The 20,738-nt window shown below is 69.6% G+C and carries 23 protein-coding genes; 22 read left to right on the forward strand and 1 reads right to left on the reverse strand.

All coding sequences use genetic code 11. The annotated features are described in order from the left end of the window. The first annotated feature begins 4 nt into the window (after positions 1 to 4). The 15 genes from IPG05_08295 to rsmA all read left to right on the forward strand — a co-directional run bounded on the left by IPG05_08295 (position 5) and on the right by rsmA (position 13,406). A complete protein-coding gene (locus IPG05_08295; protein ID MBK6495088.1) occupies positions 5 to 385 on the forward strand; it encodes a carboxypeptidase regulatory-like domain-containing protein in 381 nt (126 codons plus the stop codon). Between the two features lie 49 nt (positions 386 to 434). After that, positions 435 to 788 (forward strand): histidine triad nucleotide-binding protein, encoded by a 354-nt coding sequence (locus IPG05_08300; GenBank protein MBK6495089.1) that lies wholly within the window; start codon positions 435 to 437, stop codon positions 786 to 788. 194 nt (positions 789 to 982) lie between these two features. After that, positions 983 to 1,174, forward strand: a complete 192-nt coding sequence (locus tag IPG05_08305; GenBank protein MBK6495090.1) for a 30S ribosomal protein S21 — start codon at positions 983 to 985, stop codon at positions 1,172 to 1,174. A gap of 31 nt (positions 1,175 to 1,205) precedes the next feature. Continuing rightward, a complete protein-coding gene (locus IPG05_08310) occupies positions 1,206 to 1,607 on the forward strand; it encodes a GatB/YqeY domain-containing protein (protein ID MBK6495091.1) in 402 nt (133 codons plus the stop codon). 56 nt (positions 1,608 to 1,663) lie between these two features. Then, a complete protein-coding gene (locus tag IPG05_08315; GenBank protein MBK6495092.1) occupies positions 1,664 to 4,048 on the forward strand; it encodes a Smr/MutS family protein in 2,385 nt (794 codons plus the stop codon). Beyond that, entirely contained in the window at positions 4,048 to 5,895 is a 1,848-nt protein-coding gene (locus IPG05_08320) for a DNA primase (GenBank protein MBK6495093.1), read from the forward strand. The genes IPG05_08315 and IPG05_08320 overlap by 1 nt, the downstream gene beginning before the upstream one ends. 6 nt (positions 5,896 to 5,901) lie before the next feature. After that, a complete protein-coding gene (locus tag IPG05_08325) occupies positions 5,902 to 6,618 on the forward strand; it encodes a hypothetical protein (GenBank protein ID MBK6495094.1) in 717 nt (238 codons plus the stop codon). Further along, positions 6,570 to 8,327, forward strand: coding sequence for a single-stranded-DNA-specific exonuclease RecJ (gene recJ, locus IPG05_08330; GenBank protein MBK6495095.1), 1,758 nt, complete (start codon positions 6,570 to 6,572; stop codon positions 8,325 to 8,327). The genes IPG05_08325 and recJ overlap by 49 nt, the downstream gene beginning before the upstream one ends. After that, complete coding sequence (gene rsmD, locus IPG05_08335; protein MBK6495096.1) at positions 8,324 to 8,842, forward strand: 16S rRNA (guanine(966)-N(2))-methyltransferase RsmD; 519 nt, start codon at positions 8,324 to 8,326, stop codon at positions 8,840 to 8,842. Before recJ ends, rsmD begins: the two co-directional genes overlap by 4 nt. Then, entirely contained in the window at positions 8,839 to 9,321 is a 483-nt protein-coding gene (gene coaD / locus IPG05_08340) for a pantetheine-phosphate adenylyltransferase (protein MBK6495097.1), read from the forward strand. The genes rsmD and coaD overlap by 4 nt, the downstream gene beginning before the upstream one ends. After that, positions 9,318 to 10,286 (forward strand): hypothetical protein, encoded by a 969-nt coding sequence (locus tag IPG05_08345; GenBank protein MBK6495098.1) that lies wholly within the window; start codon positions 9,318 to 9,320, stop codon positions 10,284 to 10,286. The genes coaD and IPG05_08345 overlap by 4 nt, the downstream gene beginning before the upstream one ends. After that, the gene (locus IPG05_08350; GenBank protein MBK6495099.1) at positions 10,273 to 10,608 is read left to right on the forward strand and encodes an STAS domain-containing protein; all 336 of its coding nucleotides are present in this window, start codon (positions 10,273 to 10,275) and stop codon (positions 10,606 to 10,608) included. The genes IPG05_08345 and IPG05_08350 overlap by 14 nt, the downstream gene beginning before the upstream one ends. A 7-nt stretch (positions 10,609 to 10,615) precedes the next feature. Then, the gene (locus IPG05_08355; protein MBK6495100.1) at positions 10,616 to 11,062 is read left to right on the forward strand and encodes an ATP-binding protein; all 447 of its coding nucleotides are present in this window, start codon (positions 10,616 to 10,618) and stop codon (positions 11,060 to 11,062) included. Positions 11,063 to 11,247: 185 nt separating this feature from the next. Continuing rightward, entirely contained in the window at positions 11,248 to 12,591 is a 1,344-nt protein-coding gene (locus IPG05_08360) for a SpoIIE family protein phosphatase (protein ID MBK6495101.1), read from the forward strand. Continuing rightward, positions 12,588 to 13,406: a ribosomal RNA small subunit methyltransferase A gene (rsmA, locus tag IPG05_08365; GenBank protein MBK6495102.1), complete on the forward strand. Its 819-nt coding sequence runs from the start codon at positions 12,588 to 12,590 to the stop codon at positions 13,404 to 13,406. The genes IPG05_08360 and rsmA overlap by 4 nt, the downstream gene beginning before the upstream one ends. Before the next feature lie 146 nt (positions 13,407 to 13,552). On the opposite strand, the gene IPG05_08370 is transcribed toward rsmA, so the two are convergent. Further along, on the reverse strand, positions 13,553 to 14,935 hold the full coding sequence (locus tag IPG05_08370) for an FAD-binding oxidoreductase (GenBank protein ID MBK6495103.1): 1,383 nt from the start codon (positions 14,933 to 14,935) through the stop codon (positions 13,553 to 13,555). Positions 14,936 to 15,021: 86 nt separating this feature from the next. Between IPG05_08370 and IPG05_08375 the strand changes: the two genes are divergently transcribed. The 7 genes from IPG05_08375 to rpmI all read left to right on the forward strand — a co-directional run bounded on the left by IPG05_08375 (position 15,022) and on the right by rpmI (position 20,729). Then, the gene (locus IPG05_08375; protein MBK6495104.1) at positions 15,022 to 16,587 is read left to right on the forward strand and encodes an SDR family oxidoreductase; all 1,566 of its coding nucleotides are present in this window, start codon (positions 15,022 to 15,024) and stop codon (positions 16,585 to 16,587) included. 73 nt (positions 16,588 to 16,660) lie between these two features. Further along, positions 16,661 to 17,218 carry a hypothetical protein gene (locus tag IPG05_08380; protein ID MBK6495105.1) on the forward strand — a complete coding sequence of 186 codons (558 nt, stop codon included), beginning with the start codon at positions 16,661 to 16,663 and terminating at the stop codon, positions 17,216 to 17,218. Positions 17,219 to 17,319: 101 nt separating this feature from the next. Further along, on the forward strand, positions 17,320 to 17,967 hold the full coding sequence (locus IPG05_08385; protein ID MBK6495106.1) for a redox-sensing transcriptional repressor Rex: 648 nt from the start codon (positions 17,320 to 17,322) through the stop codon (positions 17,965 to 17,967). Beyond that, positions 17,964 to 18,782 (forward strand): hypothetical protein, encoded by an 819-nt coding sequence (locus IPG05_08390; GenBank protein MBK6495107.1) that lies wholly within the window; start codon positions 17,964 to 17,966, stop codon positions 18,780 to 18,782. The genes IPG05_08385 and IPG05_08390 overlap by 4 nt, the downstream gene beginning before the upstream one ends. Then, positions 18,779 to 19,804: an MBL fold metallo-hydrolase gene (locus IPG05_08395; GenBank protein ID MBK6495108.1), complete on the forward strand. Its 1,026-nt coding sequence runs from the start codon at positions 18,779 to 18,781 to the stop codon at positions 19,802 to 19,804. Before IPG05_08390 ends, IPG05_08395 begins: the two co-directional genes overlap by 4 nt. A gap of 197 nt (positions 19,805 to 20,001) precedes the next feature. Next, positions 20,002 to 20,496, forward strand: coding sequence for a translation initiation factor IF-3 (locus IPG05_08400; protein MBK6495109.1), 495 nt, complete (start codon positions 20,002 to 20,004; stop codon positions 20,494 to 20,496). A 38-nt stretch (positions 20,497 to 20,534) separates the two neighbouring features. Then, positions 20,535 to 20,729: a 50S ribosomal protein L35 gene (gene rpmI / locus IPG05_08405; protein ID MBK6495110.1), complete on the forward strand. Its 195-nt coding sequence runs from the start codon at positions 20,535 to 20,537 to the stop codon at positions 20,727 to 20,729. Positions 20,730 to 20,738: the final 9 nt, after the last annotated feature.

Consider the following 20,738-nt stretch of genomic DNA (forward strand, 5'->3'; position numbering starts at 1 on the left):
TGTCATGCGAACCGCGTTGCTCCTCCTCCCGCTGTGCATGCTGGTCGCCGGTTGTGATGGCGACGAGTCCATCATCTGCACCACCGAGGCTCGCTTCGGCGTCAACCTCTCCGTCAAGGATGCCACCACGGGTCAGCTGATCCCCGAAGGGGTGCGTGGTGCGCTCAGGGATGGCGCGTACCTCGATTCGCTGCACGTCTTCACCGACATCGAGGGACGGATTTATTCCCTCGCCGGCGCGGTAGAGCGTCCGGGCACCTATCGCGTCGACCTCGTCGCCACCGGATACCAGCCGTGGACGCGCAGCGACGTGAGGGTCGAGGATGGGCGCTGCCATGTGACCCCGGTGTCGCTGGTGGCCGAGATGGTCCCCACGGGCGGGTGACAGGCGCAGTCGGCGGGGTGAGATTCCGGCAACCTCAGCCGGACGGACCATGAACGCCCCCGATTGCATCTTCTGCCGAATCGCCACCGGCGAGATTCCGGCCCAGATCGTGGCCCGCAGTGACCACGCCGTCGCCTTCCGCGACCTCTCCCCCCAGGCTCCGACCCACGTCCTGGTCATCCCCACCAGCCACCTCGCCTCGGCCGCCGAGGCCAACGGAGAGGCCGGCGCGGCCCTCCTGGGGGAGGTCATGGCCCTTGGAGTGCGGGTCGCCGCCGAGCTGGGCCTGGCGGAGGCCGGCTACCGGTTCGTGATGAATACCGGCCGGGAAGGGGGGCAGACGGTGCACCACCTGCACCTGCACGTGCTGGGGGGGAGGCAGATGCGGTGGCCGCCGGGCTGATGGGCAGGTGACCAGTGACCCGTAACCAGTGACCAGGGGCTCCAGCCCAGGTCACAGGTCACAGGTCACAGGTCACAGGTCACAGGTCACAGGTCACCCCCCTCCAGTTGCCGCAACCCCAACTCGGGACTAGCTTTGGCCTTCTATGTCTTAACCGCCCCCTGATCGGGGGTCCGAGAGGGGTGATTTAGTTCATGTCAGAAGTCGTCATCCACGAGGATGAGAGCTTCGAGCGGGCGCTCAAGCGCTTCAAGAAGAAGTGTGAAAAGGCGGGCATCCTCTCCGATCTGCGGAAGCATCGGCATTACGAAAAGCCGAGCGAGAAGCGGAAGCGGAAGGAAAATGCCGCCCAGCGCAAGACGCGTCGCGGCCGTACGTATGCCTGAGATCACCGCTCGCCTACGCGCTGACCAGATCGTGGCGCGCAAGGCTGCCGACAAGGACCGGACCCTGTTGCTGGGGACGGTCCTTGCCTCGTTGAAGAACCGTGAGCTCGAGCTCGGACACGAGCCCACGGATGTCGAGACGGTCGAGGTGCTGCGGAAGCAGATCAAGCAGCGTCTCGACTCGTTCGAGCAGTACACCAAGGCCGATCGTCCGGAACTCGCTGCGCGCGAGGAGTACGAGATCGGTGTCCTGAAGGGCTATCTCCCGCCGGAGATCGATCCGGAAGAGATCCGCATTGCGGCCCGTGCTGCTGTCGCGGCTGGCACCACCGATCTCGGCAAGCTGATGGGGGTGCTCATGGGGCAGTTCAAGGGACGCACCGACGGGAAGGTGATCAACCAGGTCGCCCGCGAGGCGCTGTCGCAGGGATGACCGCACCAGAAGCAGGAACGACCGGGGTGCCGTCCCATCGGGGGAACGGCACCCCGTTGCCATTGGACCCTGCGACCTCGGCCGATGCGCTCGCGGCGTTGGAATTTCAGGCCGTGCTCGACGTCGTCGCGGGCTACGCCGCCGGGCCCCTCGGCGCGGGGCAATTGCGTGCACGCCGACCAACCGCCGATGCCGGATGGATCCGCTGGGAGCTCGCCCTCGTGGGCGAACTCCTCGCCGTGTTGCGCCGTGGCGACCGACTCGAAGTGCCGCCGGTCCCGGAGTTGAAGGGCGCCCTGGGCCGGCTGCGCATGGAAGGGAGCGTCCTCGAGATCCACGAACTCGCCGCCGTCCGGGTCACGCTGGCGGCCGGGCGCACCGTGGCGCAGGAACTCGAGCGGCTGGCCGAGGCCTGCCCCATGGTCGCCGCATTGCGAGCGCCGCCGGCCGACCGCACGATCGAACGGCTGCTCGAACTCTCCGTCGGCGACGACGGCGAACTCCTCGACACGGCGTCGCCCGCGCTCGCCGCCGCCCGCCGCGAGGTGCATGCGGCGCGCGAGCGGCTGGTGCGTCGCCTCGAATCGTTGCTGCGCGATCTCGACACGGCCGCCGTCCCCGCCGGCGCAACGGTGACGATGCGCGGCGGTCGCTACGTGATCCCGGTGCGGCGCGATGCCCGGGCGCGCCCCGAGGGGATCATCCACGACGAGTCGGGGTCGGCCGGTACGCTCTTTCTCGAACCGTCGGCCGCGATCGAACTCGGCAACGCCGTGCGCGCCGCGATCATCGCCGAGGAGCGCGAGACGCTCGTCGTGCTCCGCGAGCTCACGGAGAAGTTGCGTCCTCTCCGCGAGACGATCGCCGCCTTGCACGCCGTCGCCGTCGAAGTGGACACCATCCTCGCACGTGCGCGCTGGGCGCGCGACACCAACGGCGAAGTGCCGGCCGTCGGCGAGGTCGGCACGCCGCTCCGTCTGCTCGGGGCGCGGCACCCGTTGTTGCTCGCCCGCGGGATCACCGTCGTTCCGTTCGACCTCGTCCTCGATGGCGCAGAGCGCACCCTGCTGATCTCCGGGCCGAACACCGGCGGCAAGACGGTGCTGCTCAAGGCGACCGGCTTGATGCTGGCGCTGGCGCAGGCCGGCGTCGTCCCGCCGATCGGTGCCGAATGCGTGTTGCCGATCGTCCGTCGCTTCTTCGTCGACATCGGGGACCACCAGTCGCTCGCGGCCGATCTCTCCACCTTCTCGGCGCACGTCGCCGAGTTGCGGCGCATCCTCGAATCGTCCGACGCCGGGACGATCGTGATCCTCGACGAGGTCGGGTCCGGCACCGACCCGGCGGAAGGCGGCGCCCTCGCGATGGCGATCCTCGAGACGCTCACGCGGCGCGGCGTGCTCACGCTGGCCACGACCCACCTGGGCGCGCTCAAGGATCTGGCCACGCGCGTGCCGGGCGTGGTGAACGGCTCGTTGCAATTCGACGCCGCCACGCTCTCGCCGACGTATCGCTTCACCAAGGGGATTCCCGGGCGATCGTATGGTCTGGCGATCGCGCGGCGCCTCGGCGTCGATCCGGCGGTGCTCGAGGCCGCCGAGGCGCTGGTGCCGGAAGCGGAGCGTGATCTCGACCGATTGCTGGCGCAGGTCGAAGCGCGCGAGCAATCGTTGCGTGCCGAGGAGTCGGCCGTGCGCGAACGCGTCGGCGACGTTGAACGGCGCGAAGCCGTGGCCGCCATGACGGCCGAGCTGCAGGCCGCGCGCGAGGCGGAGTTGAAGCGGCAGGAGAAGGAGGCCGAACGCGAGCGCGCCAAGCAGGCCAAGGCGTACCTCCTGCAGGCGCGGAAGTTGGTCGAGGACGCGCTCGCGTTGGCGAAGGGTGCCGTCGACGAGGCATCCGCCAAGGAAGCGCGCCGCCTGGTCGAGGACGGCGTGCGCTCCGAGTCGCGGCGTCTCGATGAGCGCGACACGCTCGAACCTGCCGGCACCGGCGCGATCGCCGTCGGCCGGCGCGTGCGGCTCTCCACCGGGACGGTGGGCGACGTCGCCGAGATGCGGAGCGACGGCAAGGTGGTGGTGCTGGTCGGGACGATGCGCCTCGTGGTGACGGCGGCATCGCTCACGCCGCTCAACAAGGCCGAGGCCGCACCGAAGGCGAAGGCGATGCTGCGCCCGGTCGACGAGCCGACGCGCGAGGCCGCGTACGAGCTCGACCTGCGCGGGATGCGCGCCGACGAAGCGGAGGCGGTGGTGATCGGGGCGATCGATGGTGCCGTCCTCGCCGAGCAGCCGCATCTCGCCATCATCCACGGCATGGGGACCGGCGCCTTGCGCGACATGGTGCGCCGCCTGCTCACCCACGACAAGCGGATCGCGTCGTTCGACTTTGCCCAGCGCCAGCAGGGCGGCACCGGCGTGACGATCGCGGTGCTGCGCTGATGGCGCGGATCCCGGATGAACTCATCGAGCAGGTGCGCGACAGCGCGGACTTGCTGGAGATCGTGCAGGAGTCGATCCAGCTCAAGCGGAACGGCAGCGACTGGCGCGGCCCCTGTCCGTTCCACGGCGGGACCAATCGCAACTTCGCCGTCATCCCGAAGAAGAACCTCTACTACTGCTTCGTTTGCCACGAGGCAGGCGACGTCTTCACCTGGTACCAGAAGCGCTTCGGCCTCGACTATCCCTCGGCGGTGCGCGAGGTCGCGCGCCGGGTGGGCGTCGTGATCCCCGATGCCACGGAGCGCATCGGCCCCGACCCGCGCGAGCCATTGTATCAGGCGTGCGAGGTGGCGCAGGGGTGGTTTGCCACGCAGCTCCGCGAATCGACCGAAGCCGAGCCCGCGCGCCGCTATCTCCTGGATCGCCAGTTCGCCCTCGACGCCGCCGCGGAGCTCGGCCTCGGCTACGCCCCACGCGGTGCCGAGTTCGTGGCCGCGATGAAGCAGCTCGGCCTCGGCGACGAGGCGATGCTCGAGGCCGCGTTGGTGGTCCGCCGCGACGACGGCACCCTCGCGCCGCGCTTCCGGGGTCGGCTGCTCTTTCCGATTCACGACCTGCGTGGACGGGTCGTGGGCTTCGGGGGACGCATCCTGGGCCGGGGCGAGCCGAAGTATCTCAACTCGCCCGAGACGCCGATCTTCCACAAGGGCGAGCAGCTCTATCACATGCACCTCGCCAAGCACGCGATCCGGAAGAGCGGTTTCGCGATCCTGGTGGAAGGCTACTTCGACACCCAGCGCCTCGCGCTTGCCGGCATTGATCATGTCGTGGCGCCGCTCGGCACCGCCTTCACCGAGGCGCAGGCCACGCTCCTCAAGCGCTTCACGAGCGAGGTCGTGATCCTCTACGACAGCGATGCCGCCGGACTCAAGTCGACCTTCCGGGCCGGCGACGTCCTGCTGGCGCATGGGGTCCGCGTGCGCGTCGCGACGATGCCGCCGGGCGACGATCCCGACACCGTGGTGCAGCATGGTGGGGCAGGCGCGTTGACGCCGATACTCGAGGATGCGGTCGATCTGCTCGAGCGGAAGCTGCAGCTCCTGGAGCGGAAGGGGTGGTTCGCCGATGTGCGCAAGTCGCGCGAGGCGCTCGACAAACTGCTCTCGACGCTGCGGGCCGCGAGCGATCCGGTGACTCGGGAGCTCTATATCTCGCGGGTCGCAGAGCGTCTGGGGATTCCGCGTGAGGTGGTGGCGACGGAAGCCGCGGCGAAACCGCGCGCCGCGATGTTGCCCTCTCGCCCGGCGGCCGTTCCGGAGCAGGAGGGCCCGCCTGAGTGGCACCGCGAGGCCCAGGGGCGGGGGGAGCGGGTCGCGCCACGGCGGGCGGCAGTGCGGACCCCCGGCGCCGAGATCGAGCGAAAGCTGCTCCGGCTGCTGTTGACGTCTCCGGCCTGGCTGGCCCGGGCGAGTGGGGAATTGCCGCCCGACCGCTTCACGGTCCCCACCTTTGCCCGCATCTATGGGGCGTTGGTGGCGCTGCCGGACGGGGCACCGGTCGGTGATGCCCTGCTGGGGCTGGATCCGCGCGCCCAGGAGGCCTGGCAGGCCCTCATGGAGTCGCCCCCGCCCGGGGAGGGGTACCATGTCGATCAGGAGTACGCCGGGGCGCTGGAGGCCCTGGAGGAGATCCACCAGTTCCCCGAAATCGCGGCCGAACCCGACTCGCAGGAGCGCAGCCGCCGGTGGCGTGCGCTCAGCAAAGAGGGACAGGCCCGATTCCGGATGTATCTTGCCACTGCGCCGCGCTCGCGCGCGAGCCGCGACGATCCGCCAACAGAGGAATGATTCCTGATGCATCCTGACTTGCCGAAGCTGCTCGATGTCCAAGCGAAGGATCGCCGTCTCGCCGAACTGGCCGAACGGCTGGAGGCCCTGGAGAGCGAGCGCGCCCTCCTCGATGTCGCCGTCGACCGGATCAAGAACGAGATCCACTCGGCGACGCGCACCGCCACCGACTTCGCGCGGCGCCGCGACGAAACCGCGACGAAACTCGATACGCAGAAGAGCAACCAGGAGAAGCGCCGCGTTCGCCTCGAACAGGAGCGGAACCCGCGCCTCGCCGCCCAGCTGATGGCCGATGTCGAACTCGCGCGCAGCATTCTGGCGCAGGAAGAGAGCGAGTGGATGCGCCTGGCCGACGATGCCACGACCCGCGGCAACGCGGTGACGGAGATCGAAGCACGGCTCGCGGCGCTGCACGCCGAGCAGTCCGAGGCGCGCGCTTCGTTCGCCGAGCGGCTCGCCGGACTGCAGGCCGAACTCGATGCGGCCAAGGCCGAGCGCGAGTTGTCGGCCTCTGCCCTCGACCGCACGCTCCGGGTCCGCTACGATCGCCTGCGCAGCTCGCGGAAGACGGAGATTCTCGTCCCCTCGACCAAGTCGATCTGCACCGCGTGCTATACGGCGATCCCGTCGTCGCGCATTGGTCGGCTCGAGGCCGAAGGGCTGTTGCTGGAAGGGTGCGAGATGTGCGGGGCGATCATCTACCTGCAGGAATCCGTCGTCTGACCACGGCGCCCCGCTGGCGCGTCGCGCCGGCCCCGGATCCCGAGGCCGCCGCGTCGCTGGCGGCGGCGCTCTCTCTCCCGCTCCCGCTCGCCAAATTGCTGGTGCAGCGGGGGTTTGCTGAGGAGGCGCGGGCCCGCGCCTTCCTGCGCCCCACCCTTGATGCCCTCGCCGATCCCTACGCGCTGGCCGGCATGGCCGACGCCGTCGCGATCATCACGCGCGCGGTTGCGGCCAGGACGCCGATCCTCGTGCACGGCGACTACGATGTCGATGGCCAATGCGCCACCGCGCTGCTCACGCGCGCGCTCCGTCAGGCTGGTGCGACGGTCTTTCCCTTCGTGCCACACCGCACCACCGATGGCTACGATTTTGGTGCGGCCGGGCTCGCCGAGGCGGCGCGCGTCGGGGCGGGGCTGATCCTCACCTGCGATTGCGGCACCAACGCCCTCGAGGCGGTCACCGCCGCCAAGGCCGCTGGCCGCCAGGTGATCATCACCGATCACCACTTGCCCGGGCCGAGGCTTCCCGACGCCGACGCCATCGTGAACCCGCAGCGCGCCGACGACCAGGCCGGGCTCGGGATGATGTGCGGGACCGGCATCGCCTTCAAGCTGGTGCAGGCACTGGTCGAACCGCTGGGGTTGCCCGCCTCGTTCCCGATGCACCTGCTGGACTATGTCGCCATCGCCACCGTGGCCGACGTCGTGCCCCTGATCGGCGAGAACCGCATCCTCGTCAAGCACGGCCTCCGGCTGCTCCAGGACTCGCGCTGGCCGGGGCTGCAGGCGTTGCTGGCGCAGTGTGACCTGGCGGGGAAGCCGGTCCGGGCCGGGCAGGTCGGCTTCACGTTGGCGCCGCGTCTCAACGCCGTCGGGCGGATCGCCGATGCGAAGGACGGGGTGCGTCTGCTGCTCGCCGATGACGAACGTGAAGCGGCCACGCTGGCGGCACAGTTGGAACGGCTGAATCGCGAACGGCAGGCGCTCGACCAGCAGATCCAGGACGACGCGATGGCGCTGGTCGAGCAGCACTACGCCGACGCGGCCGAGCATCCCGCGATCGTGCTCGCGGGCGAGGGATGGCACCCCGGTGTCATCGGCATCGTGGCCTCGCGGGTGGTCGAGCGCTACGGTCGGCCGACCTTCCTGATCGGTCTCGAGGGCGGCGTGGGGAAGGGGAGCGGGCGCAGCATCGAGGGCTTCGACTTGCACGCGGCGCTGACGGCGTGCGGCGATCTCCTCACCCGCTACGGCGGGCACCGGATGGCGGCTGGCCTGACGATCGCCGGCGAGCAGGTCGAGGCGTTTCGTGCGCGCTTCGTCAGCGTGGCGCGTGCCCAGTTGACGCCCGACGACCTGGGCCCCTCGCAGCGCGTCGACCTGGAGCTCCCCCTCGCCGACGTCACCGATGAGCTCGAGCGGATGGGCCGGCACCTCGAGCCGTGTGGCATGGGCAACGCCGCACCGGTGTTGGGCGCGCGTCACGTCCGCCTGCAGGGCAGCCGCACCGTGGGCGAGAAGCACCTGAAGGCGAGCCTCGCGGCGGATGGCCGTGTCGTCGACGCGATCGCCTTTGGCTGGGCCGATCGGGCCGCGGGACTCGCGGAGGGATTCGTGGACGTCGCCTTCCGGCTGGAGCGCAACGAATTCCGCGGCGTCTCCTCGCTGCAGGCGCGGGTCCTCTCGCTCGCGCCGGCACGCGGCGGATGACGCGCATCGTGAGTGGACGCTGGGGCGGACGCCGACTCCAGGTGCCGAAGGACGACCGCGTGCGTCCGACCGCCGAACGCGTCCGCGAAGCGTGGCTCGCGATCCTCGGCCCGGAGCTCGCCGATGCCAACGTCCTCGACCTCTTTGCGGGGAGCGGCGCGCTTGGGCTCGAAGCGCTGTCACGCGGGGCGCGCCACGCCACCTTCGTCGAGTTGAACGCGCCCTCGCTCGCCGCGATCAAGGCCAACATCGCCGCGCTCGGGGCGGAGACCGTCACCACCATTCGTCGCGGGGATGCCATGCGCATCGCCGGCGCGCTCGAGCCCGGTGCCTTCGATCTGGCGTTGGCGGACCCGCCCTTCTCGGTGGACTATGCCGTCCGGCTCGCCGACCTCTGGCGCGAACGCCCCTTTGCACGGATTCTTGCTGTCGAACATCCACCGACGGTCACACTCCCTGGTGCCGACACGCGCCGCTGGGGCGACATCGCCGTCTCCTTCTTTCGGGCCCCATGACTCGCATCGCGATCTACCCTGGCTCGTTCGACCCGCCGACCCGAGGGCACGAGGATCTCATCCGCCGTGCGCTGACGATGGTCGACCGCCTCATCGTCGCCGTCGCCATCAACCCCGCGAAGGAACCGCTCTTCACGGTCGAGGAGCGACTGGCCATGCTCGAGGAAGTGACCGATCGCGATCCGCGGATCGAGTATGCCTCCTTCTCGGGACTGCTGGCCGACTTTGCGCGCAAGCGGAACGCCACGATCGTCGTGCGCGGCCTGCGCGCCGTCAGTGACTTCGAATATGAATTCCAGATGGCGATGATGAATCGCAAGCTGCACGGCTCGCTCGAGACCGTCTTCCTCGTCCCGGCGGTCGACCTGACCTACCTCTCGTCCTCCCTGGTGCGCACCGCGGCTCGCTTCGGCGGCAATCTCGATGGACTGATCCATCCGGCGGTGGCGAAGGCCCTCGCGACCCGGTTCGGGCGGTGAGCTTCCGCGAGTCACTGCGCGCGCGGGCCGCTGGAGCCGGCGCGACGCTCGTCTTTCCCGAGGGCGAGGACCCGCGCGTGCAGGCGGCCGCGGCCACGCTCGCCGCCCTGGGCATCGCGGACTCGATCCTGCTGGGCGCGGGCCAGATCGACCCCGCACAGGATGAGCGGCTGCCCGAGGTCGCCAATTGGCTGCGCCATCGCCGGCCCGCGTCGGTGCGCGATGGCGTGCACGCGCTGGATCTGGCGGCGGACCCGCTGCGCTTCGGCGCCGGCCTGGTCGGGCTCGGGTTGGCCGACGGCTGCATCGCGGGGTCCCTCGCGCCGACGGCCGACGTCCTCCGCGCCGCGCTCTGGGCGATCGGGCTCGCCGATGGCATCACGGCCGTCACCTCGGCGATGTACCTCGGCCTTCCGGACGATCGCGTCCTGACCTACACCGACATCGCGGTGATCCCGGTGCCTACCCCCGAGCAGATGGCGGCGGCCGCGGTCGCCGCCGCCGCCGACCGACGGGCGCTCGTGGGCGACGAGCCGGTCGTGGCCTTCCTCTCCTACAGCACCCTCGGGAGCGCCGCCGGGCCGGAGATCGACCGGGTGCGGGCCGCGCTGGAGCTCTTTCGCGCCATTGCGCCCGACGTGCCGGCCGATGGCGAACTGCAGGCCGATGCCGCCCTCGACGCCTCGGTGGCCGCCCGGAAGTGTCCAGCGTCGCCGGTCGGGGGGCGGGCCAATATCCTGGTCTTTCCCTCGCTCGAGGCGGGGAACATCGCCTACAAGCTGACCGAGCGGCTGGCTGGTGCGTCGGCGGCCGGCCCGCTGCTGCAGGGACTCGCCCGCCCGATGTCCGACCTGTCGCGCGGGGCCACACCGGACGATATTGTGGACGTTGCCGCGATGGTGGTGTTGCAGGCCACCCTGCGGATGCACTCGACTCAAGGAGCAGGAACTGATGGCGTTCACTGAAACGCGTGATGCAGGCGGCGTCGTGGTGGTGGCCGTGGAGGGACAGCTGATCGTGGCCAACCGGCAGGAGCTCAAGCAGCTGCTGCAGGACGCCCTCGATCGCGGCGATCGTCGCTTCGTGCTCGACTTCACCCCCACGGCCTATATCGACTCGTCCGGTCTCGGTGCGCTGGTCTCGGTGAATCGCAAGGTGCGTGAGGCCGGCGGCGAGCTCCGCCTGGCCGGACTCAACGAGGACCTGCGGGCCCTCTTCGAGTTGACCAAGCTCGACACCTTGTTCACCATCGCCGACACGCCGGCCGGGGCGCTCGTCGGCTTCTGATCGGCCGATGCTGATCGCTGCGCGCCTTCCCAGTCCCGAACCGGACGATCGCGAGCGGTATCGCGTCGTCCTGCCGAGCGACGTGTCGCAGGTGGGGCACCTCGTCGAGGTCGTTGCCGAGTGCTGCTTCGGCCCCGACCCGGTGGCGGGCCGCGCACACTTTCGCGTCTGCACCGTCGTCGCCGAGGCCGTTGCCAATGCGATGCTCTACGGCAACCGCAACGACCCCGCGCTCCGTGTCATCGTCGAGATCGAGCTGCACGCCACGCAGGTCATCATCGGCGTCACCGATGAGGGCGACGGCTTCGATCCCGAGGCGCTCCCCGACCCCACCACGCCCGAGGCGCTGGAGCGCACCACCGGCCGCGGCCTCTACATGATCCGGCATCTCGCCGATCACGTCGCCTTCAACGATCGAGGAAACACCATCTGGATGACGCTGCCCCGCTGCTGAACCACCTCGGCGGGGCCCTCGCGCCGCTCGGCGCGCTGGCCGGTGCCACCCTGCGACTCTGGCAACTCGACGGTGAGCGATGGCGCCTGCTGGCGGGTCCCGCCGCCGGCGCCACGGCCCCGCGTGCGCCCCGCACCGCCGGGCAGGATGCGGCGGCCTGGCTGGCGCTGCCCGAGTCGCCGGGGATGTTCCTCGAAGTGGTGCCACTGGAAGGGCACCGCGACGACGACCTCCCGGCGCGACTGCTCCCGATCGTCCAGGTCATCCTGGACGCCGAGCGGAATGCCGTCGAGCTCACCGGGGAGCTCGCGGCGCGATACGAGGAGATTGACCTCCTCTACACCATCGGCGAATTGCTGGGGCGTGCGCGGTCGGTGGACGACGTGGCCGCGCTGATTCTGCGCGAGGTGACCGCCGTCGTGGGCGCGCGCCGCGCGGCGCTGCGCATCTACGACGCCGAGACGCGGATGTTGAGCACCGTCGCCTCCCTCGGCGTGACGGACGAGACCGTCCCGCCGGCGGTCTCGGTGGACGAGCAGGACATCATCGTCTGCCGCGCGTTCCGCTCGGGCCGGATCGAGACCGGGGTGCAACCGACCTGGGTCCCGGGCGAGGTCCTCGCCGTGCCGATCACCTACGCCACGTCGGGCGAGGCGAGCCGCGTCATCGGCACGCTGGCCCTGGCAGAGCGGAGCGGCGGCGGCGCGTTCACGCGCGAGGAAACCAAGCTCGTCGCCGCCGTGGCCACGCAGATCGGGGCCGCGCTGGAGAATGCACGCCTCGTGGCCTCCGAGCACGGGCGCCAGCGCCTCGAGCGGGAACTCGAACTGGCCCACGACCTCCAGCTCAAGCTGATGCCGACACCGGCCGTGCTGCGTGGCGAGGCCGATGTCGCCGTGGAGTCGCGGGCCGCAGAGTCGCTCGGTGGCGACTTCTACACCTTCTCGCGTCTCGGCGTCGGGCGCATCGGCGTCATGCTCGGCGACGTCTCGTCGCACGGCTTCTCCGCGGCGCTGATCGCGGCGCAGGTGATGGCCGCCGCGGGCATCTACGCTAACGCGACGACGCCGCCCGATGAGACCCTCGGGCTGTTGCGCGACTCGCTCGCCGACGAGCTCGCGACCACCGAGATGTACCTGACCACCTTCTACGGGGTGCTCGATCCGACCGCGGGTCGACTGACGTACACCAACGCCGGCCATCCCTACGCGTATCGCCTGCCGCGCTTCGGCCCGGCCGAACGGCTCGCGCCGACGGCGCCGCCGCTCGGGTTGGTGGACGAATCCCGCTTCGGTCGGCGCGTGGTGCCGTGGCACTTCGCCGCCGACACGCTGGTGCTCTTCACCGACGGCTTGATCGATCAGCCCAACGCCGAGGGGGAACGCTACGGCGAGGCGCGGATCATCGCGCAGCTCGAGGAGGGCCGTGGCCGGACGCCGGAGCAGTTGGTGCGCGCGGTGATGGATGACGTCATGGAGTGGGGCGGGGCACCGACCGACGACTGCACCCTCCTTGTGTTGCGCATGTGAGAGTACGCGCCGACAAGTCACTGGGGCAGCACTTCCTCACCAATCCCGAGCTGCTCGCCAAGATTGCCGCGGCGAGTGAGTCGGGGGCGGGCGACGTGGTGCTCGAAATCGGGCCAGGTCCCGGGGCGCTCACGACGGCGCTGCTCGACACGGGGGCGACGGTGGTCGCGATCGAGCGCGACGCCCGGATGCTCACCGGCCTCGAGCGGCAGTTCGCCGGCCGCGACTTCATCGTCGTGAATGGCGATGCGCTCGAGATGGACTGGCACGCGCTGGTGGCGCCGTGGGTGGCACTCGGCCGGCGGTGGCGTGTGGTCGGCAACATCCCGTACTACATCACCTCGCCGCTGCTCGAGAAGGCGCTCACCGCGCCGTTTCCCGCGTCGGTCACGTACCTGGTGCAGAAGGAAGTCGCCGACCGTGTCGTGGCGCCGGCCGGCCACGACGACTTCGGCGCGCTCTCGATCGGCATCCAGGCTGTCGCCGCCGCCCACCGCGGCTTCGTCGTCGGTCGCGGCGCCTTCACGCCGCCTCCCAAGGTGGACTCGGCGGTGCTCCACCTCATACCGCGCGCCGTCCCGCTTGTCGCCGGCGACCAGGTCCCCGCCTTCCGGAGGCTGGTGACTTCGCTCTTCTCCTACCGGCGGAAGCGGATGCAGCGCGCCCTGCGCGAGGCGACGGGCGTGGACGCCGAGACGGCCGCCGCGCAACTGGAGGCCGCCGGGATCTCGCCGGATGTGCGGCCTGAGGTGGTGGGGGTGGAGGAGTGGGTGAGGTTGCTGGGGGTCGTTAGGTCGTTAGTCGTTGGTCGTTAGGCATGTCATCCTGAGCGAAGCCCGCGAAGCGGGCGCAGTCGAAGGACCTTCGCCGTGCGTTGCGGAAAGAGGTCCTTCGACTTCGCGACCTACGGCGCCTCGCTCAGGATGACACTCTCTAACGACCAACGACTCATGTCCAACAACTAGAAAATATTCCCCGGCGCCATCAACCCCTGCGGATCCAGCGCCTGCTTGATCCCCTGCATCACCGCCCGCTGTTGTGCGCTGAGCTGCATCCCCATCCAGCGATGCTTGATCTTCCCGATGCCATGCTCGGCGGCCACCGTCCCGCCCATCGCGAGGATCGGGCGGAGGATTGCCGCGATGGTCTCTTCGATGGCGTGCACCTGCTCGCCGTTCCGCGCCACGAAGTCCATGTGCGGATGGCCGTTGCCGGCGTGCCCGTAGATCGTCGGCACGGTCACGCCATGCTCGGCCACCGCGGCGCGAGCGATCCCGATCGCCTCGGCGAGCCGCGGATAGGGGACGGCCCAGTCGGTCGCGATGCGCCGGCCACCCTGCGCGGCGAAGGCGTTGCCGCGCTCGAGCATCGTGGCGGGCACGGCGTGGCGGAGTAGCCGCGCCGTGCGGATCTTGGCGTCGTCGTCGAAGACGAGGACGTCGTTGACCAGCGCCCCGTGCAGCTCGGCAAGCGAGAGCCACTCGTCGAAGTCGGGGGTCGCGTCGCCGCGCGATTCCTCCTCGGTGTAGACGAAGGCGTTGCCAGCGTGTCCCTGGCCGCCGTCCTCGTTGCGGATGATCCGCAGCGCCTCGACGTCGAGAAACTCGAGGCAGCGCGGCGCGATCGTACCGAGCGCCATCGCCTCGCGCGCGGCCACCACGAACGCCAGGGCCTCGCGATCGCCGGGGAAGGGAAAGCCGATGCCCGTGACCCGTTCGGGCAGCGGCAGGAGCGACAGCTCGGCGGCGACCACGACACCAAGCGTTCCTTCGCTGCCGATGAACCAGTCGATCGGGTCATGGATGGCGGCGTAGCCGACGGTGTTCTTCTCGAGCCGTGTCCGCGAGATCTCGATCTGCTCGCCGCTCGGCAACACGACGCTCAACCCGCTGATGTGCCGCCGCGTGGCGCCGTAGCGAAGGGACCTGGCACCCGAGGCATTGCAGGCGATCGACCCTCCGAGCGCCGCCTCCTCCTCCGAGGTCGGGTCGATCGCGAAGAGGAGCCCCTCCGCGGCCAGCGCCCGCTTCAGATCGCCCACCAGGATCCCGGGTTCGACCCGGGCCGTCCGCCGCACCGGATCGATGTCGAGGATCTTCGCCATCCCACGGAGGGAGAGCAGCGTCCCCCGGTCCGTGATCGAGCCGCCCGTCATGCTGCTCTGGCCCCCCGCCGGCGTCACCGGCGTCCCGTCGGCCGACGCCTGGCGCATGACCTCCACGACCTCGGCGGCCGAGGCGGGCCGGGCCACGGCGTCGGGGAGCATGGTCAGCCCCGAGGCATCGGCGCTGTAGGCCTGCCGGACCGCGGCATCGCGGGTCAGGCAAGTCGGATCGGTGGACATCAGGCGGACTCCGTGGTGGAATGGCTCAAAGCTATCGCCGCCCGGTGCCCTTTGCCTTCCCCGGCGGCTCGGTTAGTCTGTCCCCCATGACGACCCCAGACTTCACCTCGCCGGAGGCCCCCAGCCCCGAGCAGCTCGCCAAGATCGCCGAGGCCGCCGACATCCTCGAGGCGATCGTGGCCGACCGCGCCGTCCTGGTCCACCTGACCGACGACGTGCGGCATCGGCTCCTGAATGCCGCGGCCAAGGTCTACGCCCCCGACGCCTTCTCGCGCCGGCAGTTGGTCAAGGCCGCGGCACGGAAGCGGAAGGCGGAGAAGGTCCACATCGAAGAGTCGGTGCTGGGCAGCACCGGGATCCGGCAGTTGCGGACCCGCCCCGGCGTGGCGACCCCGAACTACTTCCTGGCAAATCCGGTCGAGCCGGAAGAGGTCGAGGACGATCCCGACTTCCGCGAGGCGATCCAGCCGCAGAACTGCTACGTCTGCAAGCAGGACTACACCGCGGTCCATCACTTCTACGATCAGCTCTGCCCGACCTGCGCCGAGTTCAACTTCGTCAAGCGGAGTGAGCTGGCCGACCTGAGCGGGCGCGTCGCGCTGCTCACGGGTGGCCGCGTGAAGATCGGCTACCAGGCCGGCCTCAAGATGCTGCGCGCCGGCGCCCGGCTGATTGTCACCACGCGCTTCCCGCGCGACTCGGCGATGCGCTATGCGAAGGAGCCGGACTTCGGCGACTGGAGCGACCGCCTCGAGATCGTCGGGCTCGACCTGCGGCACACGCCGAGCGTCGAGGCGCTCTGTCATCGGCTCATCACCGAGACCGACCGGCTGGACTACATCATCAGCAACGCCTGCCAGACCGTGCGGCGTCCGCCCGATTTCTATCGCCATATGATGGCGGCGGAGCTCGGCTCGCTGAAGGAGTTGCCGCCGGCGGCGCGCAAGCTGTTGCATCCGCTCGAAGGGATGCGCGAGGCCAATGCCATTGCGGCCTCGAGCGACGGGCTGCCGAAGATCAACGAGCTCCTGACCGAGGTGCCGGGGCTCACGCACGCCGCCGCGCTCTCGCAGGTGCCGCTCCTCGCCGAGGAGCTGTTGGGCCAGTCGCATCTCTTCCCGGAAGGGGAGCTCGACATCGACATGCAGCAGGTCGACCTGCGCGGCCGGAACTCATGGCGCTTGCATCTGCATGAAGTGTCGACGGTGGAGTTGCTCGAAGTGCAGCTCGTCAATGCCGTCGCACCGTTCGTGCTCAATGCCAGGCTGCGCCCGCTGATGAACCGCACGCCGAATCGGGACAAGCACATCGTCAATGTCTCGGCCGTCGAGGGGCAGTTCTATCGCCGCTTCAAGACCACGCGTCATCCGCACACGAACATGGCGAAGGCCGCCCTCAACATGATGACGCGCACGGCGGCGGCAGACTATCAGAAGGACGGGATCCACATGAACTCGGTCGACACCGGCTGGGTGACCGACGAGGATCCGGTGGAGCTCGCGGCGGCCAAGACGGCGGAGCACCGCTTCCACCCGCCGCTCGACATCATCGATGGTGCGGCCCGCATCGTCGATCCGATCATCGCGGGGATGAACACGGGCGACCATGTGTGGGGACAGTTCCTCAAGGACTACCGCTCGGTCGACTGGTAGGCCCCTGTCGGGGGAGGGAATCCGGCGTTATCGTCGGCGCTCACCGTCCTCCCCCCTCCTGGAGCCCCTCATGGTGACCATCGCCTCCCTCTGGCTGCCGATCGTCCTCTCCGCCGTCGCCGTCTTCCTCCTCTCCAGCATGGTCCACACCGTCTTCCCCTGGCACAAGGGCGACTATCCGGCGGTCCCCGATCAGGACCGGGTGATGGCGGCGCTGCGGCCGTTTGCGATTCCACCCGGCGACTACATGCTGCCGCGGGCCGCGGACATGAAGGACATGGGCTCCCCGGACTTCACGGAGAAGTTGCGCCAGGGGCCGGTCATGTCGCTGACCGTCATGAAGAACCAGCCCTTCCTGATGGGGCCGACCTTCGCCCAGTGGTTTCTCTTCCTGCTGGTGGTCTCGACCATTTGCGCCTATGTCACCTCGCGGGCGTTGCCGGTCGGGGCCGACTATCTGCAGGCCTTCCGCTTCGCCGGCACCACCGCCTTCGTTGCCTACGGGGCGGGCGCGTGGCCGATCACCATCTGGTACCACCGCGGCGTCGGGTTGGCCGCCAAGGCCACCTTCGACGCCCTGCTGTACGGGGCGGTGACCGCCGGCGTCTTCGGCTGGCTCTGGCCGCGCTGAGGGGTGAGCGGGCGCTCGGACACGGCGGCGGCCGGCCCCTCTGGGCCGGCCGTTTCCGTTCCGGGGTTGCCCCGCCCCCGGGCTCGTGAAACATTTCACAAATGCTCCAGCGCAAGATCGCCGACTCCACCGTTCGCCGCCTCGCGATCTACCTGCGCTTCCTCGAGGAATTCGCGGAACAGGGAGCGGACACCCTCTCCTCCGAGGCCCTGGCGCACCGCGCCGGCACCACCTCCGCACAAGTTCGGAAGGATCTCTCGTTTTTCGGTTCCTTCGGGAAGCGGGGGCTGGGCTATGATGTCCACGCCTTGGCGAGCGAGCTGCGCGAGATCCTCGGCCTCACCCGCCGCTACCGGGTCATGATGATCGGGGCAGGGCGGCTGGCCAGCGCCCTGGTTCAGTATTCCGGATTCGGCGCTCGCGGTTTCGACATCGTCGCCGTCCTCGAGAAGGACCCCGCCAAGATCGGGCAGTCGTGGGGTGATATTCCGGTGCAGAACGTGGCGCACCTCGAGCAGGTGGTCCGCGACGAGCGCGTCGATCTGGCCGTCCTGGTGACCCCGGCCGATCCGGCCCAGGCGCTGGTCGATCGACTCGTGAAGGCCGGCGTCACCGCGATCCTGAACTTTGCCCCCGTGCAGCTGCATGTCCCCGAGGGAGTCGAAGTGAAGAACGTGAACCTCGCCGTCGAACTCGAGACGCTCTCCTACGCCATCGCGCATCGCGCGGTGGATGCGCGGCGCGCGTGAGCGGGCTCTCGGCGGTGCCGTCGGGGACGCTGGTCGATCGCGCCCTGCTGCTGCTCGCCGACGGCCCTGTCGATGCGGAGCAGTTGGCGGTGCAGGTGCTGGGGCTGCCGAATGCGCCGCGTGCCGTTGCCGATCGCCTCGCCACCGCGCTCCTCGGCGCCGACCCGCGCGTGCGGCAGCAACCCGACGGCCGCTGGGCGCTGCTCGCCGCAGCGCAGGGTTCCCCACTGCTCGACGAGTGCGCCTTCGCCGTGGTCGACGTCGAGACCACAGGCATGCAGCCCGTCGGCGATGACCGGATCACCGAGATTGCGGTGGTGGTGGTGCAGGGCGCTCGCCGCGAGGTCGTGTTCGATTCACTGGTGAATCCGGGGCGCTCGATTCCGGGCCGCATCCAGGAGCTCACCGGCATCACCGACGCGATGGTGCAGGGTGCGCCCGCGTTCCGCGACATTGCCGACCAGGTGGTCGATGCGCTCGCCGGCCGTGTCTTCGTGGCGCACAACGCGCGCTTCGACTGGGGCTTCGTCGGCGCCGAGGTGAAGCGCGCGCGCGACCTCGCGCTCGACGGCCCGCGCCTCTGCACCGTGCGACTCGCGCGGCGGCTCTATCGGCACGAGCCGTCGTACTCGCTCGGCTCGCTCGCCGCGCGCTTCGGGATGGAATTCACCGCGCGCCACCGTGCCGCCGGCGATGCGATCGTCACCGGGATGCTGCTCGAGAAGCTGCTGGGCGCCGCTGCCGAGAAGGGTGTCCGCACGCTGCACGACCTCGAGACGATGCATCGCACGCCGGTGGCCGAGTTGCCGCAGTGAGCCGCGTCACCACCATGCAAGTCGGCAAGCTCCGGGTGCACGCGCTCGAGGCCGGCATCCAGCATCTCGATGGCGGCGCGATGTTCGGCGTCGTGCCGAAGCCGCTCTGGGAAAAGCGCATTGCGCCGGACGCCCGCAACCGGATCCGCCTGGCGATGCGCACGCTGCTGATCGAGCACGACGACGGCCTCGTCCTCGTCGACAGCGGACTCGGCAACAAGGAGACGCAGAAGTTCCTCGACATCTACGGCATCGAGAACGCGGGGGCCGACGGCCGCACGGCACTCGAGGATGCGCTCGCGGAACTCGGGCACAAGCCGGAGGATGTGAAGGTCGTCGTCTCGACGCACCTGCACTTCGACCATGCCGGCGGCAACACCTTCATCGCGCCGGATGACGCCGAGCGGCGGGTGCAGCCGACCTTCGCGAACGCGCGGTACGTGGCGCATCGGCGCGAGTACGCCTACGCCGCGCACGCCAACGAGCGGACCACGGCGAGCTACTTCCCGCACAACTACGCGCCGCTGATCGAGTCGGGGCAGATGCAGATGATCGACGGCCCCGCGGGCACGATCGTCCCTGGCGTCCGCGTGATGGTCACCCCTGGGCACACGCCGTGGCACATGGCGGTGCTGCTCGAGAGCGCGGGGGAGGGGCTCCTCTTCCCGGCCGACACGGTGCCGACGGCGCACCACCTGCCGCTGCCGTGGATCATGGGGTACGACGTGGAGCCGCTCCGCACCCTCGAGAGCAAGCGGGCGCTCTACTACCGCGGCATGGCCGAGGGGTGGCGGGTCGTCTTCGAGCACGACGCCGACACGGTGGGTGGGCGGATGGTGTCGGGGGAGAAGGGGACGGAGCTGGCGGAGCGGATGGTGGCGCGCCGTCGGCGGCGCCATGATCGGCGACGCCTCGAAGAAGTAGGCCCCGCCTGGTGTCGGCAGACCTGCCGGGGAGGGGTATCGGCCATATGTTCCACCACGGAACGGCACCCCCTTGACCGGGGAGGGCCGGTCCACTAGGTTCCCCCCATCGCAAGAGGACGGGAGATCCGTCCCACCCCGAGCCGAAGGACATGGCGACGCGGTCTGAGGAGACATAAGCATCCGGTCCCACGGGGCCGCGGTGCAACTCTTCGGACACCCCGCCTCGGTGGGGTGTCCGTTTTTTGTCCTGTGGGGAGGAACTGCCACTGTCCAGCTTCGATCGTGAACGTCGCGTGCGGGTCAACCGGCAAATTCGGATTTCGCCGGTGCGGGTGGTGACGGGTGAGGGCGAACAGCTCGGAGTGCTGCCGATCGAGGAAGCGCTCGCGGCTGCCGCAGAGCGGGGCCTCGACCTGGTCGAGGTTGCCCCGATGGCTCGCCCGCCCGTCGTCAAGATCATGGACTACGGCAAGTTCAAGTTTGAAGAGGCCAAGGCGGCCCGTGCGGCCAAGAAGAAGCAGCACGTGATCCACCTGAAGGAAGTGAAGTACCGGCCGGGCATTGACGACCACGACTTCGACTTCAAGACCCGGCACGCCCGCGAGTTCCTCGGCGAGGGCAACAAGGTCAAGGTCACCATGATGTTCCGTGGGCGGCAGATCGCCCACACCGAGCTCGGCAAGGCGGTCCTCGACCGCGTCGCCGCCGCCCTGGTCGACATCGGCAAGGTTGAGCAGGAAGCGAAGCTCGACGGCCGCAACATGATCATGGTCCTCGCGCCGAAGTAAGGCGTCGGACCCTGCTGGAATCACTGGAGAGTTACGACATGCCGAAGCAGAAGACCAAGCGCGCCGCGATGAAGCGCTTCACGATCACGGGCACGGGCAAGATCAAGCGCTCCCGCGCCAACAAGCGCCACATCCTGACCAAGAAGACCCAGAAGCGGAAGAACCAGCTCGGCAAGGCGGCGCTGGTGTCCTCGGCGGACTACCCGCGCACCATCAAGCTGCTTCAGGCCTGAGGAGATAGC

The organism is Gemmatimonadota bacterium (genome assembly GCA_016704275.1).
Classification (GTDB): domain Bacteria; phylum Gemmatimonadota; class Gemmatimonadetes; order Gemmatimonadales; family GWC2-71-9; genus Palsa-1233.